Below are 17469 nucleotides of genomic sequence, written 5' to 3'. Positions count from 1 at the left end.
TTTTATAATAACCGATTCACTTGGAATATTAAATTTAACTCTGGCTTCATGTAAACTAAGATATTGACTAGTTATAGTCTTAATAACTTTCAACTTAAATTCAACGCTATACGTTTGGTTTTTTTTAGGTTCTATACCTGAAATTCCTTGATTATGATAATCAGAAACCCATTTCTTTAATAAAGAAGCATGTATATTTTCTTTTTTACTAATTGAACGTATTGTTCGATGTTTTTCTAAAACTTCTTTCACACAGCGTAACTTAAATGCTACACCATATTTTACTTTTCTTGTCATAAAAAATGCCCCCAAAAGTGTCTAACTTTTTGGGGGCAGTGTAGAATCTGAAGCTTTTTTTATGATTTGTTTAGAATAAAAATCTGTACAATTATTCATTTTCGGTCTAAAAAGAGAAAAAAACTGTTAAAAAATGCTTCATTTCATAACATTTACAATTTTTGGCATCATAATTTCTTATCACTACAAACAATAAAAAAACAATTAACCTTTAATAATAATTCGTATGCAAGGATTAGAAGATAACAATCAACCCACAAACAAAGGAAAAAATGGTTTAGTAATTCCTTTAGCTTTAGCGGGAATCTTATTAGCTGGTAGTGTTGGATATAATATTTATCAAGCAAATCAAATAGGAAACCTTGAAAAAAATGACTCTTTAAACTCTCAAATCCTTAAAAATGAAACCAATCAAAAAGATCAAATTCGTAGACAATATGATTCTATCTTAAACGATTACACGCAATACAAAGCGCGTATAGAGGATCGTAACAATTTGTTAGGCGATAAAGAAAATATGATTCAATTAAAGAATCAAGATATTCAAGAAATCTTAGAAAAAGACAATCCTACAGCAGAAGAAATGAATCGTGCACGTAAGATGATTAACGATTTAGAAGGTAGTGTAAAAAATTATAAGTCAGAAGTTGCTCGTTTACAAAAAGAAAATGCAATTCTTGTACGTAATGTTGAAGATTTAAACAATAAAAATTCTGCATTAACAACAGATAATAATAATTTAAGAGAAAACAACAAAGAATTAACGTATAACTACCAAACAGAGAAAAACGTTCGCCAAAAAGATAACGCTATTTCGAAAGGAAAAATTAATGAATTAAGTTCTACTTTATCTGTTTCGAATCAACAAATAAAAGGTATTCGAGTAAGAAGTAGTGGAAAAGAAGTTGAAAAAACACGTGCAAAACGTATTGATAAAATTCGTGTTTCTTTTGATGTAGATCGCAATTCGAGAACAGAATCTGGAGACAAAAAATTATATGTTGCTATCTATAATCCTGATGGAACGTTAGGTAGATATGGAAATGCACAAGGTGGACAAATTGAATTAAGATCTGGAGATACAGTTGATTTCTCTGATGCAATTAGCTTCAATTACACAAATGGGCAAGTAAAAAATATTACATTTGATTGGGAAAATGAAGAATTCCAAAAAGGAGTTTATACTTTCAATGTTTACGAAAATGGATTTAAAATTAGTCAAGCAAAAATAACCCTGAACTAATTCATTGACACAAAGCTAACCAGAAAAGCTCAGCAAATGCTGAGCTTTTTTATGCTATTCATTCAAAACTATCGTTTAAGTAAATTGATACTAACAGTTGCCAATTCGTTATTTGGGTATTTTTTAAACAATGTTTTATCAGGCATTAATCCAGTTTCTTGACAAATGCGATGAAAAACATCAACCTCGACAATATATTGATCCGAAAAACCATGCGTTGCATCATAAGCTGTTGCAGGTGTATTTCCTAAATTTCTTGCTGTTAAATCTGGAGCGATTGTATGCAACTCGATTAACAATAATCCAAACTTATCAACATAAGGCGCCCATTTTTTGAGATGATTCAATAAATTCTGTTCCACATCGTTATTCGACAAACGTTTACCTCTAAAAGCAAATGCACCAGTGGACGTACTGATTCTATCTATTTTAACTTCTTTTACATCTTCCCAAATTCTATTATGATCTAAAAATGTTCTAATGTTCAACAAATCACTCAACTCAATAGAATAATCCTCTTTTAAATCAGTCGCCAATCGATCTGGATCACCGATATCGCCCCAAATCACTTTTGCCCAAATATCATTTTTAATTAAATTAGCACGCGTTACTTTCAATGCTGCTTGATTATAATCTGCACCAACTAAAAATAAAGGGTATTCATCCAAATGTTTTCCTCGCAATGTTTGTCGCTCTATCACATCATACAAATGCTGTAATAATGCACCATTTCCACATCCCATATCCAAAATACCTTTTGGTTGTTCTTCGATAGGACGATTAAAAATCTCGGCAATAAACTCATCTATCACTTTAAAATAAGTAGAATGTGCACCTCCACTACCCCAAACATTCATTTCGCGATTAACATGTTGCTCATCTTCGCCTTCTGTAATCTCTCTCAATTTCGTTGGCGAACCAAATAGTAAATCGTTCAATTTTGCAAACATTGGCAAATACGATACAGTAACACCGTAAGATGTTGCTCTACGTGCAAAAAACAAGCCTGTTTCAGTAAATTTATAATTCTTCTCGTGTTTTGAAAACCAACCTAATTCGGCAAGTCGCTCCAATATTTTTTCAAATGTTTGTGGATTTTTATGAAATTCATCTGGATTGAAAGAAGCTTCCATAAAATATTTATGAAACAAACCGCTCATTCCCATTCGAACAATGATAGGTCCAACCAAAGCTCCTTCGATATGTTTTGTAATTTGATAATGCAATGGTTTTTCAAGAAACTCTTCGTTATCACTTGTCAGTAAATATGTTTTGTACTTATCAAATAACTTGATCCATTTTTTACAAAATTCTTCCGAAAAATCATGTTGATGAATCACTTCATCTTCAGCTAAAAAAACACCTAAATCATGGTAAATATCAAAATTTGTAAATGCTCTGTCTGAATATTTATTGGTTTGAATTTCGACAATTTTTTGTTCATTATTTACCGTATACTCTAACATATTTTGAGAAGCCAACACACGCAAAGCAACATTTAAATATCCTTCGTTTGCTTGAAATTCTTTTGTTAGCTGATCCAATAACATCGTTTTATGTTCGACAATATAATGCAACACACCTTTGCTCGCTAAAACATTCAATATCGGTGCAGTTACCAAACCATCAAGATGTCTAAAGATTAACGATCTCAAATATTTTTTATCCATTTTGGTTGATTTTTTCTCTTATAAATATATTGATAATTACGAAATATTTGTAAGAAAAATAGCGTGATTTTAAATTACTTAAAATAAAAAAACCTCATCCGTAGACAAGGTTTTATAGGATTAATCAATTTTGATGAAATTTCCGTTCAAATCGAATTTCAATGTTTGTTTTGATTGTAAAAATTCTACTTCGTAAGAACCATCTTTTTTATCTTGTTCAATCTTTTTAATAGGACTTTTTAGATTATTTTTTTCAAGATAACTTTTTATTTTTTCAGGAAAAAAATTGGTTGGAATTGCTTTTCCTAACCCATTCTTCACTTCTATCCATTGTCCATTATCTGAAAATTCTAATTTTGTTCCATCTTTTAATTGAATATTATATGTTGTGATGTTGCGTTCAACTTCTTTTATAGCATTCAACAATTTGAGATTTCCGAAATTTTGTACAAGAAAATTCTGCACATTTACAGGTAAATTATCCGCTGAAACGACCATTTCATTTGAATCAATATTTACGGTTTTTTGTTGACCATCATCTTGTAAAATGACATAAGAGTTCGATGAATTCGATGAATCTGATCCATTCACTATATCGCTTTCCATAACGATAGGTTGCTCAGGCGCTTCCGATTTACTCGAAATAATATCATTTTCAGTAGATTTTTTTGATTCGCATGCAGTTAAAACTAAACTAAAAATAGCGAGTAATGATAAAACTATTTTTTTCATAATTTTGATTTTAAACGTTTATCAACAAGCATTATACCATAAAAAATGCTGATTAAAATTTAACCAGCATTTAAGAGTTTATTTTTTCTGAACGAGAATAAGATATTCCCACGGTTTTAATTTCAGTTTAGTTGTCGCATCAAATGGTACATCTTCATTGTTCATAAAGTTTTTATAGATTCCGTTAATTGGAACTGTAACTTCTTTTTCCGACTTTGTTAAATTTGCCACAAAATAAGCTTCTGTTGTATTTTTCTTTCGTTTAAATGCTAAAATAGATTTATCATCAGATGTTTTTAATCGTTCGTAAGAAGCTGCTTTTTTCGCTCCATTAAAGGCTTCATTTGTTACTTTTAATTCTCCTAACTTTTCGTAAACACCTCTCATTTTTGCATTCGGATTACGATCAATCGAATCTTTTACAAAGAATTTTAGTCGACGACTGAAATCTTCTTCTTGTCCATTATAAATCATTGGGATTCCAGGCAATGTGTACGTTAAAGCGGCAAAAGTTTCAACTGCATCACCCATTCTTTCATACTCTGTTCCTGCCCAAGAATTTTCGTCGTGGTTTGATGTGAATAATAATTTATAATCATCTGCTTGCCATTTTTTTGGAATCGAATCCATGTATGCATCAATCGCAGAAACATTCTTTTTACCTTTGGCGATATCATTCATAATATGATGAATTTCCCATCCATAAGCCGCGTCAAAAGCGTTTACTAAAAGATCTGGATTTTCTGTTTCACCTAACATAAATATCTCGCGATCACTTGCCAATTTCGGTTTCGCTTCTTCCCAAAAATCAGTTGGCACTTCATGTGCCATATCGCAACGGAAACCATCGATTTTGAAATCATCTAACCAATATTTCATATCAGCAATCATCTGTTTGCGCATTTCTTTGTTTTCGAAATTTAATGCTACAACATCTGTCCAATCATAAGGAAAATGCATTTTTCCATTCTTATCTTGCTCGTACCAATCGGGGTGTTGTTTTACCCAAGGATGATCCCAAGCTGTATGATTCGCGACCCAATCTAAAATAACATACATGCCATTTTTGTGCGCTTCATCAACCAATTTCTTGAAATCTTCGGCATTCCCAAATTCTGGATTAATTCCTCTATAATCTTTGATCGAATAATATGAACCTAAACCTTCTTTTCTATTCTCTTCTCCAATCGGATGAATCGGCATAATCCAAAGGATTTTGACTCCCAATTTTTTGATGTTAGAGATTTCTTTTGTCACCGCTTCAAAAGTTCCTTCTGGCGAAAACTGACGAACATTCACTTCATAAATAACAGACGTTTCTGCCATCTCAGCTGTAAAAGGAGAAATCATCCCTTCTGTTTGCTCTGTTTGTGCTCCATTCGATGCATCACCTTCTTTTTTACTACATCTTGTGATAAGTAATCCGGTAAGTAAGGTTAATGCTAAAAATCTTTTGATCATGTGTTTATATTTTTACTTTTATTTAATTCTTTCTAATAAAACTACATCTGATGCAGTTGAAATCATCACTCTTCTATTTTTAACCACCGATGTTATACCTGAGTATGCATCGCGCACTTTTGTTCCATCTTTCCAAACCGAACTCACATTAATTGACTTTTTACCAATAGGCATTTCCAGTCCAATAACGACATCATCTGTCTTGTATTTTCGTGTAAAAATATACGGAGAATTTTGTAAATCAGTTTGATTTCCTGCCCCAACTGCGGGATGATTTCGTCTAAATTGTCCTAATTTCTGGTAATGTTTCAATAATGATTCCGTTTCTGAATTTGGTTTGATACTTTCCCAATTCATATTAGAACGAAGATTAGCATCTCCTTCAACGCCCACAACTTCTAATGGACGAGCTGTTTCGTCACCATAATAAATCTGCGAAATACCAGGTGTCAACAACAATCGAGTACCTGCATCCCAAGGATTTTGACGATTTTTATCGAAAGGCGAACCATCGTCATGGGAAGTAATGTAACTCATTACAGACTTCCCTTCCATTTTGTTTTGAAGAATATCATTGTATCGATCAAAAACAGTTTGATTGGATTCTTTTTGAGTTGAGCGCAAATCGAAATTGATTAATGCATCAAATCCATTCTCGAAATAGTTAACTGTTTGATCAGGAAAATGAAATTGTTGTGCATCATTAATCGAATAATTATAAACTTCTCCTAACAAGAAAAACTTGTTTTGATCTAATATTTTGGTTGGATTTGCAGCTTTATATTCTTCAAAAGCATCTTGACAAATCTCATTGAATTTCTTCCATACATCTTCTTCTGTATGTTTTACTGTATCGACACGATAGCCATCAATTCCGTACTTTCTAATGTAATCAGAAAGCCATTTCATGATATAATATTTCGGTGCTTTTGGTAAGTTATATGTTGTAAAAAAAGCATTCAATTCTGCCACTTCTTTCTCCAATCGACCTTCTTTCGACCATTTTGCTAACAATTGTGGTGGTAGTAAAACATCATTTTCGGATTCCGTTAAAATATCTGGTAAATTTTTCACCAACGTACATTCTATCGTCGATTTATAGGAATCGTACGTGCATTGAGGAGAAACACGAACCCAATCCGAAGGAAAAACACCATCCGAAGTTGTCGCTGGACCAGTGTGATTAATCACCGCATCCAACATAATACGAATTCCTTTCGAATGTGCTTTATCAACTAATTCTTGTAACTCTTTTTCAGTTCCCCAATTTTTATCAATTGAAGTCCAATCCTTTGTCCAATAACCATGAAATCCATACGTTTTCCCTTGACCTTCGTCTACAAAACCATGAATTTGCTCCACGATTGGCGTCATCCAGATGGCATTTACACCTAAATTACTAAAATAATTACTCTCAATTTTATTAATTACTCCACGAAAATCTCCGCCTTCGAAACCTCTTAATTTTGCTGTTTCGGCTGTTCTTCCGTAATTGACATCATTTGTTTTGTCTCCATTTTCGAAACGATCTGTCAATAAAAAATAAACATTTGCTGCATTCCAAACAAATGCTTGTTTTTGGCTTGATTCATTTTCTTGTGATGATTTAACTTCTTTATTAGTTGCAACTTTTGAGGTTGTACAAGATGTAAAAAACAAACCTGCAAATAAACTAAGTTTTACTATTTTTTTAATCATTGATTCTGATTTTAAACATTATAGATGAGTCTTAAACAAGCTCAGAATGACAATTTCCGTTTTGTCATGTTAAACATATTTCAACATCTCATCATTCTTTATATAATCTTGAAACAAGTTTAAGATGACTTTCTATTCGTCATTTCAAGTGATTCTGATAAGAATCGTATCGAGAAATTAGGCGAATTTTCACATCTTACTTCTCGATATAAATATTCTCCATTATCATTTCGAAAATTCACTCGAAATGACGTGAAATTAGAATTTAAAACTTTTTAAGTCTAAAATTTATTTAATCTCTTTAATACTAATTGCAAAACCTCCACCAGCTTGAGATGTTAAATCTAAAACTGATTTTACGTCAACCTTTTTTGTTTCGATTTTATAGGCTTGAGGATTTGTTTTGTAATGCGCATCTTTTGCATCAGCATAAATTGTTGCTTCGTATTTTTTCCCTTTCTCTAAGAAATCTAATTTGAGTTTCGTTGATCGAGGCGTTTCGCCATTCACATTTCCAATAAACCAGTTGTTTGAGTTTTTATCTTTACGTGCAATTGTTAAATATTTTCCTGGTTCAGCTTCCAAATAGTTAGAATCTTGCCAATCTACAGGCACATCTTTAATGAATTGAAATGCATCAGAAAATTGTTTGTAATGCTCGATAATATCAGCTGCCATTTGCAAAGGCGAATACATTGTCACGTACAAAGCCAACTGATTTGCTATTGTAGAATTAACATGCGAATGGTTGTTTGGATTTAATTTCTTCACATCCATTTCGAAAATACCCGGTGTATAATCCATTGGTCCACCTAAAAGACGTGTAAATGGTAAAATTGTGACGTGATTTGGTTTAGATCCTCCGAATGCTTGATATTCTGTTCCACGCGCAGATTCATTACCGATTAAGTTTGGCCATGTACGTGCAACTCCAGTAGGACGAACCGCCTCGTGTGCATTCACCATAATTTTATAATCAGCCGCTTTTTCTATCGCATATTGATAATGATTGATGGTATTTTGACTGTAATGATAATCTCCACGAGGAACGATATCTCCTACATATCCACTTTTTACAGATGTATAACCATTCTTATTCATAAATTGATAGGCTTTGTCCAAATGTCTTTCGTAGTTTCGAATTGCCCCTGATGTTTCGTGGTGCATCATAATTTTTACACCTTTTGATTTTGCATAAGCATTTAACATTTTTACATCAAAATCTGGATAAGGTGTTAAAAAATCGAAAACGTAATCTTTATGATTTCCAAACCAATCTTCCCAACCTTCGTTCCAACCTTCTACTAAAACAGCATCAAAACCGTGCTCTGCAGCAAAATCAATATATTCTTTTACATGTTTGTTATTCGCAGCATGTTTTCCATTTGGTTTCGCATTTTTATAATCTGTTACACCTAATTGTATAGTTGGAAATTCATCTGTATAAGCCCAAGAACTTTTTCCTGTAATCATTTCCCACCAAACACCGATATATTTTACTGGTTTGATCCAAGAAGTATCTTTGATTTTAGAAGGTTCATTTAAATTATAAATTAATTGTGGCCCTTTAAATGCTACTTCTCTTGCATCGTCACTTGCAATAATTGTACGCCAAGGCGTATTGAAAGGTGCTTGTAAATACCCTTTATCACCTAAAGCATCTGGTGTTAACCACGACTCGAACGTTAATGTTTTATCATCTAAATTTAAACTCATTGCAGGATAATTAATCAACGCCGCTTCGTGTAAGTTGATGTAAAGCCCATTTGTTGCTTTCATCATCAGAGCTGTTTGTACACCTGTTTTTGAGAACGCTTGTTGAGATGCATTTCCGATGTATGCTTTATCAAATAAACCTCTAATTTCTGTTAATTTAGATTCTGTATAATCGTATTCTTGTGTATCGTAATCTCCAGGAATCCAGAAAGCGGTATGATCTCCTGCCATTGCAAATTGAGAACGCTCTTCTTTGATGACAAAATATTTCAAATTCTTTTGTTCTGGAAACTCGTATCGGAAACCTAAACCTTCGTTGAATAAGCGAAAACGAATAATCATTTGACGATCTGTATTTGACTGAGAAACCGTCACCGCTAATTCGTTAAAATTATTTCTGATTTTATCGACTTCTCCCCAAACTGGTTGCCATGTTTCGTCGAAAGTTAATGTTTTGGTAGCAATGATTTTAAAACCTGATAAAAAGTTCGCAATATCTTTTGCTTTATCGTCTTCCACTCGGTCTTGGACAGCGAAATCCATTTCTTTGTGCTTCGTTTTAAATTCAAATCCTAAATGACTTGGATTGATTATATCTTTTCCTTTATATTTTAATTGATAAGTCGGTTTTCCATCTTTTGACAATGAGAAATCCATCACAAAATTTCCATTTGGCGATTTCAATTCTTGTCCATAAACCATGTTCATCATTGCGATCCCTAAACCAAGTATAAACTTAAAGTTTTTCATAGTGTTTGTTTTTATATTTTTTGTTTGTTTTATGCTTTACGTCTAATGCTTAAAGCTATAAATTACATGTTGAGCTGAACTGTTTTCAGTTTTTCATTCTCTCCTTTATGTGATCCTGCACTTCGACATGCTCAGTGCGGCAGTTCAGGATGACTTATTACTTTTTAAGTTCAATAATCATTGCAGTTTTACCATCAATTGAGATTTCTTCACTTGATTTAATTGGAAATGTTTTATCTGAAATAATCTCTTTACCTGAAGTAATTCCATCTAATGATTCTGTAAATCGATCTAATTTGAAGGTTTGTTTTTCTGGATTTGCATTCAAAACAACCATTACAGATTCTTTCTCGTTGTATCTAAAATATACATAAACATTTTGCTGTGGCATATAATGTTTTGTTTTCCCTGAATGGATCACTTCTTTATTTTTTCTCCAATTGAAAACTTTTGCTGTAAAATCGTGAAATTGTTTTTGCTCCAAAGTTCTTCCTTCGTTTGTAAAAGCATTTTGCTGATCAGCTTTCCATCCACCAGGAAAATCGCGACGAATATCTGCATCCCCTTTACTTTTATCGCCACGCATACCAATTTCAGAACCATAATACACTTGCGGGATTCCACGAACAGTAGAAATTAATGATAACCCCAGTTTATAATCATTAATATTACCATTCATCATTTCGTTCCAACGCTCTGTATCGTGATTTTCCATAAATACAAACATGTTGTTAACATTTGGGTATAAAAAGTCATTTGTAAACGAATTGTACAATTTGATCATTCCTTTGTCCCAAGACTCTTCTTCTTTGATTGCTTTTGGTAATTCTGAGAATAAATTAAAATCCATTACAGAAGGCAAATGTGAATTATAATTGTCAATTTCAGCAATCTTCGAATCTTTTTGCCAATACGAAATATGAGCTGGCGAATACATCCACGCTTCACCTACGATATTAAAATTAGGATATTCTGTCGTAATAGCTTTTACCCATTTCGCCATTCCTTCTTTGTTATTGTACGGATATGTATCCACACGCATTCCGCCTAATTCTGCATATTCTATCCACCAAATGGCATTTTGCGTCAGATAATTTAATACCAAAGGATTTGATTGATTCATGTCTGGCATTGTATAATCAAACCAACCGTCTAACGCTTCTTTTTTGTCTATTTCCGAAGCATTTTTATCAAACTGAGTTGTTGTCCGATAATTTGAGCGACGGAAACCATCTTTTCCTCCTGGAAATTTGTGAATCCAATCTTGCGATGGTAAATCCTGAATCATCCAATGCGAAATTCCCCAATGATTGGTTACATAATCTTGAATTAAGTACATCCCACGTTTATTCAATTCACGAGAAAGTTCTCGATAATCTTCATTTGTTCCGTAACGTCCATCAATCTTATATAAATCTGTCTGTGCATAACCATGATACGAATGTTGTTTTTCGTTATCCTCATTAACAGGCGTTAACCAAACTGCAGTTGCCCCAAGATTTTGAATATAATCTACATTATTAATAATTCCTCGCAAATCTCCACCATGTCGACTATCTGGAATAGAACGATTGGCTTTATCAGTCAATACTTTTTTCGAATCATTGCTTTCGTCACCGTTTGCAAAACGATCTGGCATGATTAAATACACCACATCTTTTGACGTAAAAGAAGAACGATTGGCAGAATTTGGCTGACGATCTTTTAACTCGTACGTGTACGAATCAACAACTTTATTTTTGTTTTTGATGTTAATTTTGAAGGATGATTTGTTTACATTATTTGTATTAACCGTTACAAAAACATAGTTTGGATTTTCTGTTTTCTGAATATCTTTGATCTTTATTTGATCCGATAACTCAATACTGTATTTACTGATATCTTTTCCGTAAACCAAAATTTGAACTTCTGGATTTTTCATCCCTTTCCACCAAAACATGGGCTCTACTTTTTGTATTTGAGCAAAAGCAAAGTTTGATAGTAAAGAGGTTAATACGAATAGTTTTTTCATTTTGTTTATTTTTTATTATTCATTTTTATTCATGACTATTTTAAATTCTTTTATATGAATTCATATGCCCTTTGGGGAAGTCTTGACACAAAAACGAATCAAAAAAGTCAAGGCTTTAAATACGTTTTCCAAAAAAAAACGTAGAACACATCACTTAAAACTTATAACCTTAAATAAAAATACCTCGAAAGCCAAAGCCTTCAAGGTATTTGAATTCCCTTTATTAAATTGAAGGCTGAACAATAACTTTTTGGTCGAAAACATAAACCTCTAATGGCTTTGTTCCTTCCAATTCGAAAGTAGTTTCTCCTTTATTTACATTGACTTTTAGGATTTGATTACGGAAATTGATTTTAAACGAAAACCCTTTCCATTGTTCTGGTAAACGTGGTTCAAAATATAATTGATCGTTTTTAACACGCATTCCACCAAATCCTTCTACAATCGACATCCAAGTACCTGCCATTGATGTGATGTGTAATCCTTCGTGAACTTCTTTGTTATAATCATCTAAATCTAAACGAGAAGTTCTCAAGTAGAAGGTATATGCTTGATTCATTCTTCCTAACGTTGCCGCTTGAATAGAGTGAACGCAAGGCGATAATGATGATTCGTGAACCGTTAATGGTTCGTAGAAATCAAAATGTTTTTCTAATTGCTCTTTTGTAAAATGATCTTCGAAATAATAGAATGATTGTAAAACGTCTGCTTGTTTGATATAAGCTGAACGTAAAATACGATCCCACGACCATTTTTGATTGATTGGTCGTTCTTCGTTAGATAATTCAGAAACAGGTGTTAAATCTTTGTCCAAGAAACCATCTTGTTGCAAGTAAACTCCTAATTCTTCGCTAAATGGAAAATAGATATTTGCTGCAATATTTTTCATTTCTGCTAACTCAGTATCTGTAAGATTTGTTTTAGCGACAATTCGTTCAAAATCTTGTGGATAATTTGTTTTAACGTTTTCAACTTGATCAATCAAATAATTCATACACCATTGCGCACAATAATTTGAGTGAAAGTTATTATTCACATTATTCTCATATTCGTTAGGTCCTGTTACACCTAACATGACATATTGTTTCTTGTCATTTGACCAATTAACACGCTGTTTCCAGAAACGTGCAATTCCTAATAAAACCTCTAAACCAGCTTCAGGAATATAAGACTCATCACCCGTAAAACGAGTATAATTGTAAATCGCAAAAGCAATTGCTCCATTACGATGAATTTCTTCGAAGGTAATTTCCCATTCGTTATGGCATTCTTCTCCGTTCATCGTAACCATTGGATACAATGCAGCTCCTTTATTGAAACCTAATTTCGCTCCGTTTTCTATCGCTTTATCCAATTGATTGTAGCGATACATTAACAGATTTCGTGCTACTTTTTGATCTTTAGTTACCATATAAAACGGTAAGCAATACGCTTCTGTATCCCAATAGGTAGATCCACCGTATTTTTCACCTGTAAATCCTTTTGGACCGATATTTAAACGTGCGTCTTTTCCTGAGTATGTCTGGTTTAATTGAAAAATATTGAAACGAATTCCTTGTTGTGCTTTCGTATCACCATCTATCGTAATATCTGCCATTTCCCAAGTCTTCGCCCAAGCCTCTTTTTGGTTTATTAACAATTGTTCATAACCTAAATTATTCGCTTGTTCTAAAACCTTTTCAGCAGCAGAAATCAATTCATTTTCGAGATGATTTGTTGAAACAACATAACCTCCAAATTTTTCAATGGTTACTGTATCATTGGTTTTAACCTCAACTTCATATGTAAATTCAACTTTTGTATTCGTTTTAACATTGGAAATTGATTTGACTTGTTGATAACTTCCATTAATAGAAATTTTACTTTCCATAAAAGTCACCACATTAAAGTGTGTTTTAAACGTTTGTGCTTGTACAAAACCTTGTTCAGCTTTTATTTCTGACGAAATTGGCTCCCAAAATGTTTCTTCCCAATTGGCATCTTCATTTTTTACACCAGCATCTACATAAGGTTTAAAAATAATTTTCGCATCACCGTTCATCGGTTTGATATCATATTTTATCACACCTAATTCATCCAAATCAGCAGAAAGAAAACGACGAACAAACACTTCAATTTCTAATCCAGAAGGTAAAGTAGCTACAAAAGAACGATCCAATAAACCTTCTTTCATATTCAGTTCACGACGAAAGTTTTTGATTTCTTTACACCTATTCAAATCAAATTGTTCACCATTAATTTCGATGTTAATTCCGATCCAAACTGGTGCATTTAACACTTTTGCAAAATATTCTGGATAACCGTTTTTCCACCATCCCACTTTTGTTTTATCAGGATAATAAACTCCAGCGATGTAACTTCCTTGAAACGTATCACCTGAATAAAATTCTTCGAAATTTGCACGTTGTCCCATTGCTCCATTACCGATAGAAAATAAACTTTCAGACGATTTTACGCGATCTTTTTCAAACCCTTCTTCGATAATTGACCATGCATTCGGGATGATATAATCTTGATTCATTTTTATTGTATTGTAAGTTGTTTGTGTTTTATTGATTGATCAATTCCATTAAGAATTCTTCTGTGATTTCTGTAAAATTGTTAAAATTATGGTTGGCTTCATTCAAAACCGAAGAATCTCCAATTCCTATGCTTGTCATACCTGCAACATTTGCTGCTTGAATTCCTGCAACAGAATCTTCGAACACGATTGAATTCTCATTTGGTTGATTGGCTTTTTTAGCTCCAACGATAAAAACTTCTGGATCTGGTTTGGCATTTGTAACGTCATTTCCATCAACGATATCATCAAAATAATTTAGAATATTTACTTTTTCTAAAATTGGTCGTGCATTCTTAGAAGCAGAGCCTAAAATGATGGGTTGATGATTTGCTTTCAGAAAGTTTAAAACTTTCATGACTCCAGGTAAAATTTCAGAATCGTCCATTTTGTTGATATAACCTAAATATTCTTCGTTCTTCTGAATTAACCATTCGTTTTTTTGTTCATCTGATGCATGAACACTTCCTAATCCAAGGATAATTTCTAAGGAACGTACACGAGAAACACCTTTTAGCAACTCGTTATGATCGTGTGTAAAATCGATATTCAAATTATTTGCTAAATTTTTCCATGCTAAATAATGGTACTTTGCAGTGTCTACGATGACACCATCTAAATCGAAAATAAATGCTTTAGTTTTCAAAATGATTATGCTTTGATTGGTTCATCCACATCTTTTACACGCGTTACAAAAAGTGCAGCTATGATTAAAGCAACTCCACTTGTTACGATGGCGTAGATTGGATTATCATTATAAATATATTTCACTATAGGTCCGCCCAATAGAGCGTTGACAATTTGAGGCATGCAGATAAAGAAATTAAAAATCCCCATGTAAACGCCCATTTTTTTGGCTGGAATTGCTCCTGCTAAAATCGCATACGGCATGGATAGAATACTTGCCCAAGCGATTCCTACTCCAACCATGGAAAGGATTAATAATTTTGGATCATGAATAAAATAAATGGAAATTAATCCTAAACCTCCACAAATTAAAGAAATGGCATGGGTTGTTTTGCGACCAAATTTTAAGGCAATTGAAGGTAAGAAAAATGCAAAAATTGCTGAAATCCCGTTGTAAACTCCGAAAATAATTCCAACCCAATCTCCTGCTTTTTGATAGGTTTCTGAATGAGTGTCATTCAATGATAAACCATATACATGGTGTGCTATTGCAGGAGTTGCATATACCCACATACCGAATAAAGCAAACCATGTAAAAAATTGAACCAAGCCTAATTGTTTCATGGTTGTAGGCATATTCCCAAAATCTATAAAAATTTGAGAAAGACTTGATTTTTCTTCTACAATCGGTTCTTTTCCTTCGGCCTTTTCAAATGCTTCTAATTGTTCTGGCGTGTATTCTTTTGTAGTAAAAATGGTGATTAAAACTGTTACGATAATTGCTATTGCTCCAATGATAAATGATAAAATCAAGTGAAAAGGAATTTCTCCTTCTGCAGCCGTGCTCGAAACACCAAACCAATTGCTCAAAACATAAGGTAACCAAGAACCAATTACAGCACCTAAACCAATAATAACTGTTTGAATAGAGTAACCTAAAGTTCGCTGATCTGAAGGTAACATATCTGCTACAAACGCACGCATAGGCTCCATTGCGATGTTGAATGAAGCATCCATGATCATTAAAAATCCTGCACCCATCCATAAAGCAGGCAATAATGCTGTAAATGCACCCGCTTGTGGCATTAAGATTAATCCGAAAGAAGCCAATAAGGCTCCTATTAAAAAGTAAGGTTTTCTACGTCCAAATTTAGACCATGTATTATCCGAATAATGTCCGATGATCGGTTGAACAATCAATCCCATTAATGGAGCGACAATCCAAAACCAAGACAATTCGTGTACATCAGCTCCAAAAGAACTTAAAATTCGGCTTGCATTTGCATTTTGCAAAGCAAATCCCATTTGAACTCCTAAATATCCGAAACTTAAATTCCAGATTTCAAGAAATCCTAATCTACGCTTTTTCATTATCGTAATTATTATTAATTATTTACGATAAGCGTTTCAGCTTATCAAAACTATATTTTTGGTTTGAGAAGTAAAAATATGTTTTGATTAGATTACAATGTTAAAACAATTTTTTGGGATTATTGCAACTGTTACAATTATTTAACCTAAAAATACTTACTAAAACGTTGTAGTTTCTCGGTGCAATAATTCTGTTCCGACAACTTCGGTTATATAATGTTCGTGTTCGTTTTCTGATTCTAATTTTTGAATTAAAAGTCGGGCTGCTATCTCACCCATTTTGAATGCATTTTGTTTGACTGTAGAAATGCTTGGTATTGAGTTTTTGGATATTACACCATCAGTAAAAGCGATTAAATGTAAATCTTCTGGCACTTTAATCCCTCTTTTAAGAGCTGTTCTTAACACTTTTACAGCATACAATTCGTTAACTGCCATAACTGCATCAAATTCATTTTTTTCGAAAAAATCATCAATCATAGTGTCCAATTGACTTTCATCTTCTATTCTTAAAATCAAATTTTCGTTAACGTCAATCCCATTTGCTTTCAATGTCTTTTTATAGCCTTCTGTTCTTAATCTTCCGACACTTATGTAATCTGGTGTTGTAATAAACCCTATTTTCTTACGTTCTTTACTGATAAAGTATTGTATCGCTTCTTGTGTCGCTAAGACATCATCAATAATCACTTTATCGGTATACACCTCACGTGTTACACGATCGAACATTACAACTGGCATACCTTGATTGATAATTTCTTTGATGTGATGATAGTCTTTTTTGGCTTGGGTTTCTTTGGAAAGAGAAATGACGAATCCATCTATACTACCAGAAGCAAGCATTTCCATATTAATTACTTCTCGTTCGTAGGACTCATTTGATAAACATATTAAAACATTGTATCCTGATTGATTCGCTAAATTTTCGATACCGCTAATTACCATAGCGAAAAAATCGTGCACAATTTCGGGAATAATCACGGCAATAGTTTTCGTCTTTCGATTCTTTAAACTTAATGCAATATTATTTGGTTTGTAGTTGTATAATTTTGCGAAAGCTTGAATTTTATTTCGTGTAGCTTCACTGATTTCATCACTATTTTTTAAAGCCTTCGAAACCGTTGATATCGAAACATCTAATTCTTTTGCAATCTGTTTTAAAGTCAAATTCTTTTTCATAATCTTCTTTCTACCTAAACCATCAATCGTATTCGACTAATTTCTGTTTTTTTTATTAAATATTAACATCCTTTAGCAATTAATTTAATTATTTATTAACACGAAAACGTTTTCGTAACTATTATAAGTGTACAACATACACAATCAATGAATT

12 protein-coding genes are annotated in these 17469 nt (G+C 32.8%); 1 reads left to right on the top strand and 11 read right to left on the bottom strand.

The genetic code is table 11. The features are described 5' to 3' along the window. Positions 1-312 (bottom strand): transposase (locus tag IF125_RS05445; protein WP_225541784.1); only part of this gene is annotated, 312 nt, incomplete at its 3' end. A 211-nt stretch (positions 313-523) separates the two neighbouring features. Here IF125_RS05445 and IF125_RS05440 point away from each other — a divergent pair. Then, positions 524-1540 (top strand): hypothetical protein, encoded by a 1017-nt coding sequence (locus IF125_RS05440; RefSeq protein WP_171622835.1) that lies wholly within the window; start codon positions 524-526, stop codon positions 1538-1540. A 68-nt stretch (positions 1541-1608) separates the two neighbouring features. Here the strand turns inward: IF125_RS05440 and IF125_RS05435 are convergent, their stop codons facing one another. From IF125_RS05435 to IF125_RS05390, 10 genes are all read right to left on the bottom strand, one after another. Further along, on the bottom strand, positions 1609-3210 hold the full coding sequence (locus IF125_RS05435) for a class I SAM-dependent methyltransferase (RefSeq protein WP_188319582.1): 1602 nt from the start codon (positions 3208-3210) through the stop codon (positions 1609-1611). A 120-nt stretch (positions 3211-3330) separates the two neighbouring features. Next, positions 3331-3942, bottom strand: a complete 612-nt coding sequence (locus tag IF125_RS05430; protein ID WP_225541783.1) for a PepSY-like domain-containing protein — start codon at positions 3940-3942, stop codon at positions 3331-3333. A gap of 78 nt (positions 3943-4020) precedes the next feature. After that, entirely contained in the window at positions 4021-5403 is a 1383-nt protein-coding gene (locus IF125_RS05425) for an alpha-amylase family glycosyl hydrolase (RefSeq protein WP_225541782.1), read from the bottom strand. An 18-nt stretch (positions 5404-5421) separates the two neighbouring features. Beyond that, a complete protein-coding gene (locus IF125_RS05420) occupies positions 5422-7101 on the bottom strand; it encodes an alpha-amylase family glycosyl hydrolase (protein WP_225541781.1) in 1680 nt (559 codons plus the stop codon). 288 nt (positions 7102-7389) lie between these two features. Beyond that, positions 7390-9567, bottom strand: coding sequence for a glycoside hydrolase family 97 protein (locus tag IF125_RS05415; protein ID WP_225541780.1), 2178 nt, complete (start codon positions 9565-9567; stop codon positions 7390-7392). A gap of 157 nt (positions 9568-9724) precedes the next feature. Next, positions 9725-11578, bottom strand: a complete 1854-nt coding sequence (locus IF125_RS05410) for a glycoside hydrolase family 13 protein (protein WP_225541779.1) — start codon at positions 11576-11578, stop codon at positions 9725-9727. A 223-nt stretch (positions 11579-11801) separates the two neighbouring features. Further along, positions 11802-14099: a glycoside hydrolase family 65 protein gene (locus tag IF125_RS05405; RefSeq protein WP_225541778.1), complete on the bottom strand. Its 2298-nt coding sequence runs from the start codon at positions 14097-14099 to the stop codon at positions 11802-11804. Positions 14100-14127: 28 nt separating this feature from the next. Further along, positions 14128-14784 (bottom strand): beta-phosphoglucomutase, encoded by a 657-nt coding sequence (gene pgmB / locus IF125_RS05400; RefSeq protein ID WP_225541777.1) that lies wholly within the window; start codon positions 14782-14784, stop codon positions 14128-14130. Positions 14785-14789: 5 nt separating this feature from the next. Then, positions 14790-16136, bottom strand: coding sequence for an MFS transporter (locus IF125_RS05395; RefSeq protein WP_188319576.1), 1347 nt, complete (start codon positions 16134-16136; stop codon positions 14790-14792). A 159-nt stretch (positions 16137-16295) separates the two neighbouring features. Beyond that, positions 16296-17315 (bottom strand): LacI family DNA-binding transcriptional regulator, encoded by a 1020-nt coding sequence (locus IF125_RS05390; protein WP_225541776.1) that lies wholly within the window; start codon positions 17313-17315, stop codon positions 16296-16298. Positions 17316-17469 lie beyond the last annotated feature (154 nt).

This window comes from Empedobacter stercoris (genome assembly GCF_020281205.1).
Classification (GTDB): domain Bacteria; phylum Bacteroidota; class Bacteroidia; order Flavobacteriales; family Weeksellaceae; genus Empedobacter; species Empedobacter stercoris.
Note: the sequence above shows the minus strand (reverse complement) of the source record. Positions and strands in the feature narration are given on the sequence as shown.

Bases quoted from the DNA above. Each gene is read 5' to 3' on its own strand.
- IF125_RS05390 (WP_225541776.1), bottom strand. From the start codon at position 17,315: ATGAAAAAGAATTTGACTTTAAAACAGATTGCAAAAGAATTAGATGTT.
- IF125_RS05440 (WP_171622835.1), top strand. From the start codon at position 524: ATGCAAGGATTAGAAGATAACAATCAACCCACAAACAAAGGAAAAAAT.
- IF125_RS05415 (WP_225541780.1), bottom strand. From the start codon at position 9,567: ATGAAAAACTTTAAGTTTATACTTGGTTTAGGGATCGCAATGATGAAC.
- IF125_RS05395 (WP_188319576.1), bottom strand. From the start codon at position 16,136: ATGAAAAAGCGTAGATTAGGATTTCTTGAAATCTGGAATTTAAGTTTC.
- IF125_RS05430 (WP_225541783.1), bottom strand. From the start codon at position 3,942: ATGAAAAAAATAGTTTTATCATTACTCGCTATTTTTAGTTTAGTTTTA.
- IF125_RS05405 (WP_225541778.1), bottom strand. From the start codon at position 14,099: ATGAATCAAGATTATATCATCCCGAATGCATGGTCAATTATCGAAGAA.
- IF125_RS05435 (WP_188319582.1), bottom strand. From the start codon at position 3,210: ATGGATAAAAAATATTTGAGATCGTTAATCTTTAGACATCTTGATGGT.
- IF125_RS05410 (WP_225541779.1), bottom strand. From the start codon at position 11,578: ATGAAAAAACTATTCGTATTAACCTCTTTACTATCAAACTTTGCTTTT.
- IF125_RS05425 (WP_225541782.1), bottom strand. From the start codon at position 5,403: ATGATCAAAAGATTTTTAGCATTAACCTTACTTACCGGATTACTTATC.
- IF125_RS05420 (WP_225541781.1), bottom strand. From the start codon at position 7,101: ATGATTAAAAAAATAGTAAAACTTAGTTTATTTGCAGGTTTGTTTTTT.